Below are 15,408 nucleotides of genomic sequence, written 5' to 3'. Positions count from 1 at the left end.
AGCAAAGCGTGTGCCAGTTTTTAACGCAATGATTCAACAGTTTAAATCGCTGGGTAATAAGATTTACTGATGATAATTTGCACAATCACGGCGCGTACGCTGAGCGATGACGGTGCGTTAACTGTCTGTATGCGTAAATTTTGTGAAGAACATGGCAAGAGTGCGGTGGCCCGGTTAGCATGAAGACTGTCTGGCAAGTTGCCGGCCCCAGCAACAGAGGAGATTTACGTGGTGAAGTGGCGTAACTGGATGATAGGGATCTGCCTGGTCGGTTCGGCCAGCAGCGCATGGGCCGATTCGCTTGATCAACAACGGCAACGTTATCAACAAATTAAACAAGCCTGGGACAGTAACCAGATGGCCACCGTGGATCAGCTGTTGCCTACGCTACAGGACTATCCGCTCTATCCTTATCTGCAATATCGCCTGCTGGCTCAGGATCTCGATCAGGAGACCACCCTGGCCGTGCAGAACTTTATTCGCCAGTACCCGACATTGCCTCCCGCGCGATCGCTCAGCACCCGCTTTATCAACGTGCTGGCTTACCGACAGGACTGGCAGGGCGTGCTGAACTTCAGCCCGACCGAACCCAAGCCGGTGCAGGCGCGTTGTAACTGGTATTACGCCAAATGGGCCACCGGGCAGCAGCAGGCCGCGTTTGATGGCGCGAAGCAGATCTGGCTGCGTGGCACGGCGCTGCCTGCGGATTGCGATAAGCTCTTCTCGGTCTGGCAGGCGTCCGGTCAGATTTCGCCGATTACTATCCTGGAACGTATCCGGCTGGCGATGAAAGCCGGTAATGACAACCTGGTGAGCTATCTGGCGAAGACGCTGCCTGCCGATTATCAGACCATGTCTGACGCGATACAGGCCCTGCAAAAGGATCCTTTAACCGTCAGCACCTTCGCCAGTGCCGTGGGGCCAACCGACTTTACCCGTCAGGCCACCATTTACGCCTTTACGCGTGTGGCGCGGCAGGACATGGAAAATGCCCGCAGCCTGATTCCGATTCTGGTCCGGGCCCAGAAAATGGGGCCGGAAGATGAGCAGGCGCTGAAGGAGATTGTGGTCTGGCGCATGATGGGCAGCGATCTCACCTCTGAGCAGGCACGCTGGCGCGATGCAGTAGTGATGAACAGCGAGTCTACCGCGCTGGTGGAACGCCGGGTGCGGCTGGCGCTCTCTCAGCATGACCGACGCGGCCTGAACACCTGGATTGCTCGTCTGCCGCTGGAAGCCAAAGAGAAAGATGAGTGGCAGTACTGGCAGGCCGATCTGCTGTTTGAGAAAGATCGTAAAGAGGAAGCGGAAGAGATCCTGCGCAAGCTGATGAAAGAACGCGGCTTCTATCCGATGGTGGCTGCTCAGCGGCTGGGCGTAGACTATCCGTTGCAGATTGATGAAGCGCCGAAGCCTGACAGCGCCACCCTCCAGGGACCCGAGCTGGCCCGCGTCCGCGAGCTGATGTACTGGGGGCTGGATAACCTGGCCCGTAGCGAATGGAGCAATCTGATCGGCAGCCGGACGCATACGCAGCAGCAGATGCTGGCGCGCTACGCCAACGAGCAGGACTGGTGGGATCTCAGCGTGCAGGCGACTATCACCGCCAAAATGTGGGACAGCCTGAAAGAGCGTTTCCCGCTGGCGTGGCGGAGTGTCTATGAGCGAAATACCGAGGTGAAGCAGATCCCACCGAGCTATGCGATGGCGATTTCGCGTCAGGAGAGCGCCTGGAACCCGAAAGCGCGTTCGCCGGTCGGCGCCAGTGGTCTGATGCAGATTATGCCTGCCACGGCGGCGCATACTGTGAAGATGTACGATATACCTGGCTACAGCAACACCAGCCAGCTGCTTGATCCGGAAACCAATATCCAGATTGGTACGCAGTATCTGGAGTATGTCTATCAGCAGTTCGACCAGAACCGGATTTTCGCCTCAGCGGCCTATAACGCCGGGCCGGGCCGGGTGCGAAGCTGGCTGAAAACCAGCGCGGGCAATCTCGACGCCGTAGCATTTATTGAGACCATTCCGTTCTCTGAAACGCGCGGCTACGTGAAGAGTGTGCTGGCGTATGACGCCTACTATCGTTACTTCATGGGCAAGCCTGACAAGATCCTGTCAGATGCTGAGTGGAATCGCCGTTACTAGCTGTGCTAAGCTTCCGTACTCTTTAGCGAGTACGGAAGCCTCTTCATGACCCATTCTGATTCCCTCTCTACCGATGCACATCCGGCAGAAGATAGCTGGCAGCGCTTTGTCGTGCTGATGCAGCAGGCCTTTGCTGATGGCCATGCACTGCCTCTGATGCAACTGATGATGACGCCCGATGAGCGGGAAGCGTTCGGCACCCGTCTGCGGATTATCGAAGAGTTAATGAATGGCGAGATGAGCCAGCGCGAGCTGAAAAATGAGCTCGGCGTCGGCATCGCGACGATTACCCGTGGGTCTAATAGCCTGAAAGAGGCGCCGCCCGAGCTGAAACGCTGGCTGGAAGCGCGTCTGGGACGCGCCTGATTACTGTTGATAGAGCGGATGAACGAACGGGCAGAGCGCCAGAATCAGTGCCTGATGATAGACACTGGATCGGCTGAGCAGGCCGTTCGTAAACGCCCCGATTGCGCCACCCTTGTGTTTGATATTGTCGATGCCGGTTAATCGCGCCATCTCTTCGCCGAGTTCACGGCCTTCACGCAGACCCGCCAGCACCACCGGAGGCAGGGTGAAACTGGCCGAGCGCGACTCGCCACGCTGTTTCTGATTTTCCACCACCATCCAGGCAAATGCGCTGTCATCTTCGATGCCCGCCTCAATGGCGACCCAGAATGCCGCTTCTGGTCGGACCTGCCGGGCATTCATCACGCGCTGACGTGCGCCAGTTCGCGTTTCGAGATGGGTTAACGGTTGTGCAGCAACGCCGCTATCGACCTCGACCCCTTCAATATGGCAGGATCCCTCGCCGAAAACGTCGCTGAAAGCCTGAGCAATCGCGTGAATCTTCGCTGGGTTGGTTGTGGCTGCGACAACATGGTACATAATTGATTAAACCCTCAGATGATTAAGCGCCTGACCCATCCGGCTGTTTTCGTTGTCATTCTGAACCCGGGCTGTGCTGACAACCCTCACGTACTGCGTGTACGCCGGATTGTTCCGCGCTGCCTGTGTCTGGAATGTCTGCAACAATGACGTTTGATGGAACAGGGTCTAAAGCGATTTTTGTCGCAGTATAACGGAAACTAACATGCTACAGGTCTATCTTGTTCGTCACGGTGAAACGGTATGGAATGCGGAACGCCGTATTCAGGGTCAGTCCGACAGTCCGCTGACGGAAAAAGGTGAGCAACAAGCCTGGCAGGTGGGTGAGCGCGTGAAGCATTTGGGCATCACGCACATTATTGCCAGCGATCTGGGGCGCACGCGTCGCACCGCCGAGATTATCGCAGATGCCTGCGGTTGCTCAGTGACGCTTGATGCGCGCTTGCGTGAACTGAATATGGGTGTGCTGGAGAAGCGTCCGCTGGATGGCTTAACGACGGAAGAGGAGCAGTGGCGCGCTGCACTGGTCAACGGGACCGAAGGTGGCCGTATCCCTGAAGGAGAGTCGATGACGGAGATGGCGACGCGCATGCACGCCGCGCTGAATGCCTGTCTCGATCTGCCTGCCGGAAGCCGTCCGCTGCTGGTCAGCCACGGTATGGCGCTCGGGTCTCTGGTCAGTACAATTCTGGGGCTGCCCGCCTATGCGGAACGTCGCCTGCGCCTGCGTAACTGCTCTATTTCACGTGTGGATTATCAGCAGAGCGCCTGGCTGGCAGAAGGCTGGATTGTAGAGACGGCGGGGGATATTTCCCATCTGGATGCGCCTGCGCTCGACGAGCTGCAACGCTGATTGCTTAAGGCTGCCGTCACGATGACGACAGCCTTAAACTTAGCTGGCTTCAGCCTGCTGGCGGCGAATCGGAATCAGATATTCGCACCGAATCTCAGTCGGTGGCTCACTGCGCTTTTTACCGCCATGGGTATAAAAGCGTTCGATATCCTGCCCTTCACGGCGGGTCAGCCCCAGCGTTGGCATGCAGGTACCGTAGAGCAGCAGGATAAATTCCTGCAAATTGACACGCGGACCGTTAAAGGTGAACTGCACATAGTCGCCACCTTCCAGAATAACCTTCTGACCAGAATGCAGGTTCACCGCGCTGTCAGCAGGCACCGCAGTGGTATAAAGAATCTCCTGCTCGTCATCTTTGTCCTGGCTGGCACGCACCTGATGCAGGCCATACAGCACAGGCGGAATCGTGTCCGTTTCCAGCAGGAACTGCTTCCAGAAGTGCATTCGCATTTCATCGCGGTAGCTGGAAATCTGCTCCAGAATACAGGTGTAGTTCTGGGTTTGTCCCACCAGCACCGTTTCCGGCAGGCTGACGAAAGCCGGTTCCGGCTGCGTCTCATCATCCAGGCGAATCGGGGGACGGATACCGAATGAATTCCATTCGGAAGAGCGACGATACCAGGCCGGTGTCTGTGCAAACTGTTTTTTGAATGCACGCGTAAAAGTCTGTTGTGAATCAAAACGATACTGCAGTGCGATGTCCAGGATCGGGCGACTGGTCAGGCGCAGCGCCACGGCGGCTTTAGACAAACGACGGGCACGGATATAGGCGCCGATTGCGTGCCCGGTCACGTCTTTGAACATCCTTTGCAGATGCCACTTAGAGTAACCCGCTTTCTGGGCAACATTGTCCAGTGAAAGGGGTTGATCCAGATGGCTCTCCAGCCAGACAAGCAAATCGCGAATGATACCGGCTTGGTCCATAAAACATCCTCTACTCTGGTGGTGCAGCTAAACGCATTCGAAGAATATTAGCACTCATTGCTCAAAAGACGTGGGACGTTTCTCGGGGAAGGTTGTGCTAAATCAGTACGGGCTAAAACCCGTTTTGGTTTGGTCATTGTATCGATTAACAGTACATTACATTCTCATCTATTCCATTTGCAATGGTAACTCCATGACAATATCCCGACTTATGATCGCTGCGCTGACTACGCTGACCTTTTCCAGCCCGCTTTTTGCCGAACAGATTGGCTCTGTTGATACGGTCTTCAAGATATTCGGGCCTGACCACAAGATTATTGTTGAAGCTTTCGATGACCCGGATGTTAAAAATGTAACCTGCTATATCAGCCGGGCAAAAACCGGGGGAATCAAAGGCGGATTGGGGCTGGCAGAGGATACCTCTGATGCCGCCATTTCCTGTCAGCAGGTCGGTCCGGTTGAAGTGAGTGATAAAATTGCACAGGGCAAAGCAGAGGGGGAAGTAGTATTCCGCCAGCGCACCTCTTTAATCTTTAAGAAGCTGCAGGTTGTCCGCTTCTACGACAAAAAGCGCAATGCGCTGGTCTATCTGACCTATTCCGATAAAGTGGTTGATGGCTCACCGAAAAATGCGCTCAGCGCCGTGCCGATTATGCCGTGGCACTGATAATGTTGTGGCATTCATAATGCCGTGGCACTGAACATAAAAAAACGCCCCAGGAGGCGTTTTTTTATTTGCTGCATCAAACAAGCACTTACTCGTGCAGGTCGCCGCAGAAGCGATAACCTTCACCATGAATGGTGGCGATGATCTCTGGCGTATCCGGCGTGGATTCGAAATGCTTACGGATGCGACGAATGGTGACATCGACGGTGCGATCGTGCGGCTTGAGGTCGCGGCCGGTCATTTTCTTCAGCAGGTCGGCACGGGTCTGAATTTTGCCCGGATTTTCGCAGAAGTGCAGCATGGCGCGAAACTCACTACGTGGCAGTTTATACTGCTCGCCGTTCGGATTGATCAGAGAGCGGCTATTAATATCCAGCTCCCAGCCATTGAATTTATAGCTTTCTACCTGACGGCGCTCTTCCCCTGGCATAGCCAGATTCATGGTGCGCGACAGCAGGTTACGGGCACGAATAGTCAGCTCACGCGGGTTAAACGGTTTGGTGATGTAATCATCAGCGCCAATTTCCAGACCGAGGATTTTATCGACTTCGTTGTCACGGCCGGTCAGAAACATCAGGGCGACATTGGCCTGCTCACGCAGTTCACGGGCAAGCAACAGACCGTTTTTGCCAGGCAGGTTGATGTCCATGATGACCAGGTTAACGTCATTGTCGGTCAGCACCTGATGCATTTCAGCACCATCAGTCGCCTCATACACCACATAACCTTCCGCCTCAAAAATACTCTTGAGGGTATTACGCGTGACCAGTTCGTCTTCAACGATAAGAATGTGCGGGGTCTGCATGTTTAGCTACCTAAAATTTGCCAACAAATTGAAAACAGGGCGTACAGCGGTATGGCGTTCTCCATCATCGAGAGCGGCGGGCCGCGCAGAACCGTTGTACGAAATCATATTTTGATAAGCCATCTATCAACGTCAACAACAGTATTAGCTCAGCCAGTCAGGATGAAAATTGCATGCCCCGGGCGTTAATGATAATGGCGCATATCCTAACTGTATTAACAGCAACCTAACAGCACCAACTACAACCGATAAGCATAAAAACAACGCTTCGTTGACTTATATCAAATGCAATTGTAGCACGTTAACACTTTTGTGAAAAACTTCTCGCAGAATGCCTGTTTAGCTCACAAAAAGCATCATTTTCGTTACATTTTTAACTCATGCAGGCCAGAATTGAACCGGCTGGAAATCACATTTTATCTTATTGAATTTAAATGGATAAATAACGTTTTTTTTAATAAAACGCCTTCTGCCCATAAAAAGGTTCAGGCCATCAGTTTTAACCAGTTTTAACATCATTAATCCACAATTTTCTTATTACCTTCTGGCACCTGAATCTTTAAGAGCCATGTTAATATGACGTTAGATAAATTGACCAATGGATTAAATATGCTTTTCCCACTGATTCTCGTCTCGCCTGCGCGGCCAGAAAACATCGGCGCTGCGGCGCGTGCCATGAAAACCATGGGGTTCAGCCAGCTGCGCATCGTGGCCAGCGACGCCTGGCAGGATCCTGCTGCGCGGCGTGTGGCACATGGTGCTGGCGACATTCTTGATAACATTCAGACCTTTGCTACCCTGGCAGACGCGTTAGCGGACATCGATTTTTCTGTCGCAACCACTGCGCGCAGCCGGGCAAAGTTTCGTTACTACGCCACACCAGAACAGGTTGAAACGCAACTGCTGGAGAAGCGTCAGTGGGTCAACAGTATGGCGCTGGTATTTGGTCGCGAAGACAGCGGGCTGACTAATGAAGAGCTGGAACAGGTCGACCTGCTGACGGGCATCCCGATGGCGAATGACTATCCTTCACTGAATCTCGGTCAGGCGGTGATGGTCTATTGCTATCAACTCTCGACGCTGAATCAGGTTGAGGCGCCTGTTGCGTCTGCCGCCGATGGTCAGCAGTTACAGGCGCTGCGCCAGCGATTCCATCAGCTGCTGGCGCAACTGGAGGTCAGTGATGATGAGAAGCTGTCAGACTGGATCGATCAGCGGGTAGGTCTGCTGGAACAGCGCGACAGTGCGATGCTGCACCGTCTGCTGCACGATATTGAAAAAAAACTCACAGATAAATCCTCGGCAAAAAGCTGATTTTATAGCAACAGATCGCAGAGGATTTCAGCATGGCAAACGATCGCATAGCGTTTCACGGTTTCAGCGGTGGCTGTGCGCAGTGGTTGAAATCTGTCCACCGGACAAATCGGGTTGACTTAACGTGCGCTTTGCTTTACTTCTGGACGCAAGACGGACAGACAAAAACAGACAGACAATAAATCTAAATGCGTAAAATCAGCCTGAACACCACAATTATTACCACCACCATTACCACAGGTAACGGTGCGGGCTGACGCATACAGGAAAAACAGAAAAAAAGCCCGCACCTAACCAGTGCGGGCTTTTTTTTCGGCTTAAATTCAGGAGAGTTTATATCATGCGAGTGCTGAAATTCGGCGGGACCTCGGTAGCGAATGCGGAACGTTTTCTTCGCGTCGCTGACATTCTGGAAAGTAATGCGCAACAAGGACAGGTTGCAACCGTGCTCTCTGCGCCAGCAAAGATCACTAACCATCTGGTGGCGATGATTGAAAAAACCATCAGTGGTCAGGACGCTCTGCCGAATATCAGCGACGCCGAACGCATTTTCAGCGAGCTGCTGCAGGGACTGGCTGATGCACAGCCGGGCTTTGAGTTTGATCGACTCAAAACCCGCGTTGACCTTGAGTTTGCGCAGTTAAAACAGGTTCTGCACGGTATCAGCCTGCTGGGACAGTGCCCGGACAGCGTGAACGCGGCGATTATCTGTCGCGGAGAAAAACTCTCGATTGCGATCATGGAAGCGCTGCTGCAGGCACGCGGTCATGAGGTCAGCGTGATCGACCCGGTGGAGAAATTGCTGGCAATAGGCCACTACCTGGAATCCACAGTTGATATTGCCGAATCGACCCGCCGCATCGAAGCCAGTCAAATTCCACCACAAAACATGATCCTGATGGCGGGTTTTACGGCCGGTAATGAGCGTGGCGAGCTGGTAGTGCTGGGCCGCAACGGTTCAGACTATTCAGCCGCTGTGCTGGCCGCCTGTCTGCGCGCCGACTGCTGTGAAATCTGGACCGATGTAGATGGCGTCTATACCTGCGATCCGCGTCAGGTGCCGGATGCGCGTCTGCTGAAGTCGATGTCCTATCAGGAGGCGATGGAGCTCTCCTACTTCGGTGCCAAAGTGCTGCATCCCCGCACCATCGCGCCGATTGCCCAGTTCCAGATCCCTTGCCTGATCAAAAATACCGCCAATCCACAGGCACCCGGCACCCTGATTGGTGCCGAAGGCGAGCCGGATGAAAGCCCGGTAAAAGGCATCACTAACCTGAATAATATGGCGATGGTGAACGTCTCCGGTCCCGGCATGAAAGGGATGGTCGGAATGGCGGCCAGAGTCTTTGCGGCCATGTCGCGTACCGGCATCTCTGTCGTGCTGATCACCCAATCCTCTTCCGAATACAGCATCAGTTTCTGCGTGCCGCAGAGCGAGCTGGCGCGGGCGCGTCATGTGCTGGAAGAGGAGTTCTATCTGGAGCTGAAAGATGGGCTGCTCGATCCGCTGGATATCATTGAAAACCTGGCGGTGATCTCGGTAGTGGGTGATGGCATGCGCACCCTGCGCGGCATCTCAGCAAAATTCTTCTCGGCACTGGCACGCGCCAATATCAATATCGTGGCGATAGCGCAGGGCTCCTCTGAGCGTTCTATCTCGGTCGTGGTGAATAATGACGAAGTGATCACCGGCGTGCGCGTGGTGCATCAGATGCTGTTCGCCACCGATCAGGTGATCGAAGTGTTCGTGGTGGGTGTCGGCGGAGTCGGTGGTGCGCTGCTGGATCAGTTGCATCGCCAGCAGGCGTGGCTGAAGAAAAAGCATATCGACCTGCGTGTGTGCGGTATCGCTAACTCGCAGGCGTTGTTAACCCACGTTCACGGTATTGATTTAAGCAACTGGCAGTCGGCATTAGCCGAAGCCAAAGAGCCCTTTAACCTGGGCCGTCTGACCCGTCTGGTAAAAGAGTATCATCTGCTCAATCCGGTGATTGTGGATTGCACCTCCAGCCAGGCCGTTGCCGATCAGTATGCTGACTTCCTCAGCGAAGGCTTCCATGTGGTGACGCCGAACAAAAAGGCCAACACGTCATCCTGGAATTACTATCAGCAGATGCGTGCCGCCGCGGCCAAATCGCGTCGTAAATTCCTTTACGATACCAACGTCGGTGCCGGACTGCCGGTGATCGAAAACCTGCAGAACCTGATGAACGCGGGTGATGAACTGCTGCGTTTCTCCGGCATCCTCTCTGGCTCACTGTCGTTTATCTTCGGCAAGCTGGATGAAGGCGTTTCGCTGTCGCAGGCGACAAACATGGCGCGTGAGATGGGCTTCACCGAGCCCGATCCGCGTGACGATCTGGCTGGCACCGATGTGGCGCGTAAGTTGCTGATCCTGGCGCGTGAAGCGGGTCATCAGCTTGAGATGAGTGATATTGAGATCGAGCCGCTGCTGCCCGCCAGTCTGACCGAAATTCAGGATGTTGAGCAGTTTATGCAGCGTCTGCCCGAGCTGGATAACGCCTTTGCCGATCGCGTTGCACAAGCGCAGAATGAGGGCAAAGTCCTGCGCTACGTGGGCGTGATCGAAGAGGGTGGCGTCTGTAAAGTGAAGGTCGACGCCGTTGACGGCAACGATCCGCTCTATAAAGTGAAAAACGGCGAGAATGCCCTGGCGTTTTACAGCCGTTACTATCAACCGATTCCGCTGGTGCTGCGTGGATACGGTGCAGGAAATGATGTCACAGCGGCCGGTGTTTTTGCCGATCTGCTGCGTACGCTGTCATGGAAGTTGGGAGTTTAATCATGGTAAAAATTTACGCACCGGCCTCGATTGGCAACGTCAGCGTCGGCTTCGATGTGCTGGGCGCGGCGGTGTCGCCGGTCGATGGCTCCCTGCTGGGTGACTGTGTCTCTGTGGAAGCAGCTGAGCAGTTTTCTCTGACCAACGCCGGACGTTTTGTCAGCAAGCTGCCCGCCGATCCGAAAGAGAATATTGTCTATCAGTGCTGGCAGCTTTTCTGCGAGACGGTGGGCAAAGCGATCCCGGTGGCGATGACTCTGGAGAAGAATATGCCCATCGGCTCCGGTCTGGGTTCCAGCGCCTGCTCGGTAGTGGCCGGTTTAATGGCGATGAACGAATTCTGCGGCAAGCCACTCAGCGACAGCACATTGCTGACGCTGATGGGCGAGCTGGAAGGGCGGATCTCCGGCAGCGTGCATTATGATAATGTCGCTCCCTGCTTCCTCGGTGGCATTCAGCTGATGCTGCAGGAAAATGAGATCATCAGCCAGGCGGTGCCGGGCTTTGACGACTGGCTGTGGGTGATGGCCTATCCGGGCATCAAAGTTTCGACCGCAGAAGCGCGCGCTATTTTACCGGCGCAGTACCGCAAAGAGGACTGTATCAAACATGGCCGTTTGCTGGCCGGCTTCATTCACGCCTGTCATACGCGTCAGCCGCAGCTGGCCGCTAAACTGATGCAGGATGTGATTGCAGAACCCTACCGGACCCGACTGCTGCCTGGCTTCGCCGAGGCGCGGCAGGCCGCGAAAGATATTGGCGCACTGGCGTGCGGTATCTCAGGCTCTGGTCCGACACTTTTCGCCGTTTGCAATCAGATGGAAACGGCACAGCGGATGGCTGACTGGCTGAGCCAGCACTATCTGCAGAATGATGAAGGCTTCGTCCATATCTGCCGTCTCGACACGGCTGGCGCACGACAATTGGGATAACGCATGAAACTCTACAATCTTAAGGATCACAACGAGCAGGTCAGCTTCGCCCAGGCGGTGAAACAGGGTCTGGGTTCGCAGCAGGGTCTGTTCTTTCCGCTGGAACTGCCAGAGTTTGAACTGACCGACATCGACGCGATGCTGGAGATGGATTTTGTCAGCCGCAGCAGCAAAATTCTCTCGGCTTTCATTGGTGACGAGATTCCGGCCCAGCAGCTGCAGGAGCGTGTTAAAGCCGCTTTTGCCTTCCCGGCCCCGGTAAAAGCTGTCAGCGAAGATATCGCCTGTCTGGAGCTGTTCCACGGCCCGACGCTGGCATTTAAAGATTTCGGCGGCCGTTTTATGGCGCAGATGCTGTCGTATGTTTCAGGCTCTGATGAGCAGATCACGATTCTGACCGCCACCTCTGGTGATACCGGTGCGGCTGTGGCGCACGCGTTCTACGGCATGAAGAACGTGCGTGTGGTGATCCTCTATCCGCAGGGCAAAATCAGTCCGCTGCAGGAGAAACTCTTCTGTACGCTGGGCGGCAACATTGAAACCATCGCTATCGACGGCGACTTTGATGCCTGCCAGTCGCTGGTCAAACAGGCGTTCGATGATGAAGTGCTGAAGCGGACGATTGGCCTGAACTCGGCTAACTCCATCAACATCAGCCGCCTGCTGGCGCAGATTTGCTACTACTTTGAGGCGGTCGCACAGCTGCCACAGGAAAAACGCAATCAGCTGGTGGTCTCTGTACCGAGCGGCAACTTTGGTGATTTGACGGCCGGTCTGCTGGCGAAATCACTGGGTCTGCCCATCAAACGCTTTATCGCTGCCACGAATGCTAACGATACGGTGCCGCGCTTCCTCGGCAACGGCGAGTGGCAGCCTAACCAGACGGTCTCTACGCTGTCGAACGCCATGGATGTCAGCCAGCCTAACAACTGGCCGCGTGTGGAAGAGCTGTTCCGCCGTAAAACCTGGCGCTTAACCGATCTCGCCTGTGGTGCGGTTTCTGATGAGACCACGCGCGCTGCCATGCGTGAACTGGCGGAAATTGGCTACGTTTCCGAGCCACATGCTGCCATCGCCTGGCGTCTGCTGCGCGATCAGCTGCAGGAAGGCGAATACGGTCTGTTCCTCGGCACTGCGCATCCGGCGAAATTCCGCGAAAGCGTGGAAGCGATTCTTGAGCAGACCCTGACGCTGCCGCTGGAGTTAGCGGAGCGCGCCGATCTGCCGCTGCTGTCGCATCAGATGAAGGGTGACTTCGCCTCGCTGCGGGCGTTCCTGCTGAAGTAATGCGGTGAAAGGCTTCCCGGATTACGGGAAGCCTGTTTATGGCAGGTAGAGTGCGTGGGCGTTACTGCTCCGCGCGCTTGTTACTGCTCCGCGCGCTTAAAGACCAGCTCGCTCTCGCTGCTGCTGATCGCATCAAAACGATAGCCATCCACATCAAACGCCTTAAGCTGTTCCGGCGTTGTCAGACGCTGCTGAATCACATAGCGACTCATCAATCCACGCGCCTTTTTGGCATAGAAGCTAATGACTTTATAGCTGCCGTTCTTCTCATCAAGGAACACCGGCTTAATCAGCTGTGCCTGCAGTTTCTTCGGCTTAACCGCCCTGAAATATTCGTCTGACGCGAGGTTGATCAGCACCTCATCACCCTGTTTTGCCAGTGCGGCATTCAATGTTTCAGTGATGAGATCGCCCCAGAAGGTGTAGAGATCTTTACCCGCCGGATTCGCCAGACGAATGCCCATCTCCAGCCGGTAAGGCTGCATGAGATCGAGCGGACGCAGCACGCCATACAGGCCCGACAACATGCGCAGATGCTGCTGAGCAAAATCGAAATCCTGTTCGCTGAAGGTGTCGGCCTGCAAACCGGTATAGACATCACCTTTAAACGCCAGGATAGCCTGACGGGCATTCTGAGGTGAGAAGTCGGGGTGCCAGCTGTTAAAGCGATCGGCATTGAGGTGCGCCAGTTTGTCACTGATGCCCATTAACGAGGCGATGCTGGCGGGTGACAGATCGCGCGCAATCTCAATCAGCTGTTGTGACTTTTCTAACAGCGCAGGCTGGGTGAAACGCGTTGTCGCCAGCGGGCTTTCATAATCCAGCGTCTTAGCAGGAGAGATCACCATCAACATAGTTGCTTCCTCGGTTAATGCCTGGTTTAACAGGGCATTGGCGGCTTATCAGGCTTCGCAGTGTACCAAAAAAGCCGCAAAGAATGACGAATCACTCCTATTTGTTCGCGCTATCGTAAACGGCATTCCCTGACCTTGCGCCACCGTTGACGCGTGATATTATCGCAACAGCTTTTTTCACACTGACAGTTAACTAAGAGAAAAGAACATGACGGACAAACTTACCTCCCTGCGTCAGCTTACTACCGTAGTCGCCGACACCGGTGACATTGCAGCCATGAAGCTGTATCAGCCACAAGACGCCACCACCAACCCTTCTCTGATTCTCAACGCCGCACAAATCCCTGAATACCGTAAACTGATCGATGAAGCGATTAGCTGGGCGCGTGAGCAGAGCAGCAACAAAGAAGAGCAGCTGCAGCTGGTTTCTGACAAGCTGGCCGTTAACATTGGTCTGGAAATTCTGAAACTGATCCCAGGCCGCATCTCGACTGAAGTCGATGCGCGTCTCTCTTACGACACAGAAGGCAGCATCGCGAAAGCCCGCAGCCTGATCAAACTCTACAATGATGCCGGTATCAGCAATGACCGCATCCTGATCAAACTGGCGTCTACCTGGCAGGGCATCCGTGCTGCAGAGCAGCTGGAAAAAGAAGGTATCAACTGTAACCTGACTTTGCTGTTCTCCTTTGCTCAGGCGCGTGCCTGTGCCGAAGCGGGCGTGTTCCTGATCTCTCCGTTTGTTGGCCGTATCCTCGACTGGTATAAAGCGAACACCGATAAGAAAGAGTATGCCGCGCACGAAGATCCAGGCGTGGTTTCAGTTTCTGAAATCTACAACTACTACAAGCAGCACGGCTATGAAACCGTCGTGATGGGCGCGAGCTTCCGTAACGTCGGCGAAATCATCGAGCTGGCTGGCTGTGACCGTCTGACCATTTCTCCTGCGCTGCTGAAAGAGCTGGCAGAGAGCGAAGGCACCCTGGAGCGTAAACTGAGCTACAGCGGCGAAGTGAAAGCGCGTCCGGCCCGCATGACCGAGTCTGAGTTCCTGTGGCAGCACAACCAGGATCCTATGGCGGTTGCGAAGCTGGCAGAAGGTATCCGCAACTTTGCCGTTGATCAGGGCAAACTTGAGAAGATGCTGGCAGAACTGCTGTAACCGGCTGACCGTGGCGGCGCAGGCTGCCACGGTTTTCCCTTTTCCGACCCTTTCACTTTATATTATCCTCTCTGCTATTCCCCTTTTACTCCACCGCACCGCGGTAAATCACAGCGAAGCTAATCATGAATACATTACGCATTGGCCTGATCTCGGTCTCCGATCGCGCCGCGAACGGCATCTATCAGGATGAGGGGATCCCCGCGCTGGAGAGCTGGCTGAGTCGCGCACTCAGCAGCCCGTTTGAGATTGAGTCCCGTCTGGTGCCTGACGAGCAGCCGATGATTGAGCACGCGATCTGCGAGCTGGTCGATGAACGCTTTTGCCACCTGGTATTAACCACTGGCGGCACCGGTCCGGCCCGGCGCGATGTGACGCCGGATGCCACCTTAGCCGTTGCCGATCGGGAAATGCCGGGTTTTGGTGAGCAGATGCGCCAGATCAGCCTGCAGTTTGTGCCGACCGCGATTCTGTCGCGTCAGGTTGGGGTAATTCGCAAACAGTCGCTGATCCTCAACCTTCCGGGTCAGCCGAAGGCGATCAAAGAGACGCTGGAAGGGCTGAAGGATGAGCAGGGCAACGTAAAAGTGCACGGCATTTTTGCTTCCGTACCCTATTGTTTACAGCTGCTGGAAGGGCCTTATGTCGAAACGCATCGCGAGGTCGTAGCAGCATTTCGCCCTAAAAGCGCGATACGTGAGATAAATAACTAAATATTCCCCATTTCAGGCATAAGCTACAGCCTGGCTGGTGTGGCAAAAGATTGACGGTATA

15 protein-coding genes and 1 other annotated feature are annotated in these 15,408 nt (G+C 54.7%); of the genes, 11 read left to right on the top strand and 4 right to left on the bottom strand.

Annotation, left to right across the window (positions count from 1 at the left end; all coding sequences use genetic code 11):
- Positions 1–228: 228 nt before the first annotated feature.
- Both sltY and trpR read left to right on the top strand, forming a co-directional pair.
- Positions 229–2,148 carry a murein transglycosylase gene (sltY, locus tag IAI47_RS16260; protein WP_003854865.1) on the top strand — a complete coding sequence of 640 codons (1,920 nt, stop codon included), beginning with the start codon at positions 229–231 and terminating at the stop codon, positions 2,146–2,148.
- A gap of 45 nt (positions 2,149–2,193) precedes the next feature.
- Positions 2,194–2,514, top strand: coding sequence for a trp operon repressor (trpR, locus tag IAI47_RS16255; RefSeq protein ID WP_003854864.1), 321 nt, complete (start codon positions 2,194–2,196; stop codon positions 2,512–2,514).
- Here the strand turns inward: trpR and yjjX are convergent, their stop codons facing one another.
- The gene (yjjX, locus tag IAI47_RS16250; RefSeq protein ID WP_008925545.1) at positions 2,515–3,033 is read right to left on the bottom strand and encodes an inosine/xanthosine triphosphatase; all 519 of its coding nucleotides are present in this window, start codon (positions 3,031–3,033) and stop codon (positions 2,515–2,517) included.
- Between the two features lie 205 nt (positions 3,034–3,238).
- Between yjjX and gpmB the strand changes: the two genes are divergently transcribed.
- On the top strand, positions 3,239–3,886 hold the full coding sequence (gpmB, locus tag IAI47_RS16245; protein ID WP_003854857.1) for a 2,3-diphosphoglycerate-dependent phosphoglycerate mutase GpmB: 648 nt from the start codon (positions 3,239–3,241) through the stop codon (positions 3,884–3,886).
- Between the two features lie 39 nt (positions 3,887–3,925).
- On the opposite strand, the gene robA is transcribed toward gpmB, so the two are convergent.
- Positions 3,926–4,810, bottom strand: a complete 885-nt coding sequence (robA, locus tag IAI47_RS16240; RefSeq protein WP_003854854.1) for an MDR efflux pump AcrAB transcriptional activator RobA — start codon at positions 4,808–4,810, stop codon at positions 3,926–3,928.
- Positions 4,811–5,003: 193 nt separating this feature from the next.
- Here robA and creA point away from each other — a divergent pair, with 193 nt between their 5' ends.
- Complete coding sequence (creA, locus tag IAI47_RS16235; protein WP_033743110.1) at positions 5,004–5,477, top strand: protein CreA; 474 nt, start codon at positions 5,004–5,006, stop codon at positions 5,475–5,477.
- An 88-nt stretch (positions 5,478–5,565) separates the two neighbouring features.
- Here the strand turns inward: creA and arcA are convergent, their stop codons facing one another.
- Complete coding sequence (arcA, locus tag IAI47_RS16230) at positions 5,566–6,282, bottom strand: two-component system response regulator ArcA (RefSeq protein WP_003854852.1); 717 nt, start codon at positions 6,280–6,282, stop codon at positions 5,566–5,568.
- A 609-nt stretch (positions 6,283–6,891) separates the two neighbouring features.
- Here arcA and IAI47_RS16225 point away from each other — a divergent pair.
- The 5 genes from IAI47_RS16225 to thrC all read left to right on the top strand — a co-directional run bounded on the left by IAI47_RS16225 (position 6,892) and on the right by thrC (position 12,618).
- Entirely contained in the window at positions 6,892–7,596 is a 705-nt protein-coding gene (locus IAI47_RS16225) for a tRNA/rRNA methyltransferase (protein WP_003854850.1), read from the top strand.
- 188 nt (positions 7,597–7,784) lie between these two features.
- Positions 7,785–7,853: a thr operon leader peptide gene (gene thrL / locus IAI47_RS16220; RefSeq protein WP_071591720.1), complete on the top strand. Its 69-nt coding sequence runs from the start codon at positions 7,785–7,787 to the stop codon at positions 7,851–7,853.
- Positions 7,792–7,910: a sequence feature (Thr leader region), on the top strand. Its footprint overlaps the gene before it by 62 nt.
- Before the next feature lie 26 nt (positions 7,911–7,936).
- Positions 7,937–10,399 (top strand): bifunctional aspartate kinase/homoserine dehydrogenase I, encoded by a 2,463-nt coding sequence (gene thrA, locus IAI47_RS16215; protein WP_008925548.1) that lies wholly within the window; start codon positions 7,937–7,939, stop codon positions 10,397–10,399.
- A 2-nt stretch (positions 10,400–10,401) separates the two neighbouring features.
- Positions 10,402–11,331, top strand: a complete 930-nt coding sequence (gene thrB / locus IAI47_RS16210; RefSeq protein WP_003854848.1) for a homoserine kinase — start codon at positions 10,402–10,404, stop codon at positions 11,329–11,331.
- 3 nt (positions 11,332–11,334) lie between these two features.
- On the top strand, positions 11,335–12,618 hold the full coding sequence (gene thrC, locus IAI47_RS16205; RefSeq protein ID WP_008925549.1) for a threonine synthase: 1,284 nt from the start codon (positions 11,335–11,337) through the stop codon (positions 12,616–12,618).
- A gap of 80 nt (positions 12,619–12,698) precedes the next feature.
- On the opposite strand, the gene yaaA is transcribed toward thrC, so the two are convergent.
- Positions 12,699–13,472 carry a peroxide stress protein YaaA gene (yaaA, locus tag IAI47_RS16200; protein WP_003854844.1) on the bottom strand — a complete coding sequence of 258 codons (774 nt, stop codon included), beginning with the start codon at positions 13,470–13,472 and terminating at the stop codon, positions 12,699–12,701.
- A gap of 208 nt (positions 13,473–13,680) precedes the next feature.
- Between yaaA and tal the strand changes: the two genes are divergently transcribed.
- Complete coding sequence (gene tal, locus IAI47_RS16195; RefSeq protein ID WP_003854842.1) at positions 13,681–14,634, top strand: transaldolase; 954 nt, start codon at positions 13,681–13,683, stop codon at positions 14,632–14,634.
- 125 nt (positions 14,635–14,759) lie between these two features.
- The gene (mog, locus tag IAI47_RS16190; protein ID WP_008925550.1) at positions 14,760–15,347 is read left to right on the top strand and encodes a molybdopterin adenylyltransferase; all 588 of its coding nucleotides are present in this window, start codon (positions 14,760–14,762) and stop codon (positions 15,345–15,347) included.
- Positions 15,348–15,408 lie beyond the last annotated feature (61 nt).

Source organism: Pantoea sp. MT58 (assembly GCF_014495885.1).
GTDB classification, from domain to species: domain Bacteria; phylum Pseudomonadota; class Gammaproteobacteria; order Enterobacterales; family Enterobacteriaceae; genus Pantoea; species Pantoea eucalypti.
The sequence above is the reverse complement of the archived record's forward strand: the minus strand, read 5'-3'. Positions and strand labels throughout refer to the sequence as shown.

Bases quoted from the DNA above. Each gene is read 5' to 3' on its own strand.
- tal (WP_003854842.1), top strand. From the start codon at position 13,681: ATGACGGACAAACTTACCTCCCTGCGTCAGCTTACTACCGTAGTCGCC.
- thrA (WP_008925548.1), top strand. From the start codon at position 7,937: ATGCGAGTGCTGAAATTCGGCGGGACCTCGGTAGCGAATGCGGAACGT.
- yaaA (WP_003854844.1), bottom strand. From the start codon at position 13,472: ATGTTGATGGTGATCTCTCCTGCTAAGACGCTGGATTATGAAAGCCCG.
- arcA (WP_003854852.1), bottom strand. From the start codon at position 6,282: ATGCAGACCCCGCACATTCTTATCGTTGAAGACGAACTGGTCACGCGT.
- thrB (WP_003854848.1), top strand. From the start codon at position 10,402: ATGGTAAAAATTTACGCACCGGCCTCGATTGGCAACGTCAGCGTCGGC.
- creA (WP_033743110.1), top strand. From the start codon at position 5,004: ATGACAATATCCCGACTTATGATCGCTGCGCTGACTACGCTGACCTTT.
- gpmB (WP_003854857.1), top strand. From the start codon at position 3,239: ATGCTACAGGTCTATCTTGTTCGTCACGGTGAAACGGTATGGAATGCG.
- yjjX (WP_008925545.1), bottom strand. From the start codon at position 3,033: ATGTACCATGTTGTCGCAGCCACAACCAACCCAGCGAAGATTCACGCG.
- mog (WP_008925550.1), top strand. From the start codon at position 14,760: ATGAATACATTACGCATTGGCCTGATCTCGGTCTCCGATCGCGCCGCG.
- trpR (WP_003854864.1), top strand. From the start codon at position 2,194: ATGACCCATTCTGATTCCCTCTCTACCGATGCACATCCGGCAGAAGAT.
- robA (WP_003854854.1), bottom strand. From the start codon at position 4,810: ATGGACCAAGCCGGTATCATTCGCGATTTGCTTGTCTGGCTGGAGAGC.
- thrC (WP_008925549.1), top strand. From the start codon at position 11,335: ATGAAACTCTACAATCTTAAGGATCACAACGAGCAGGTCAGCTTCGCC.
- IAI47_RS16225 (WP_003854850.1), top strand. From the start codon at position 6,892: ATGCTTTTCCCACTGATTCTCGTCTCGCCTGCGCGGCCAGAAAACATC.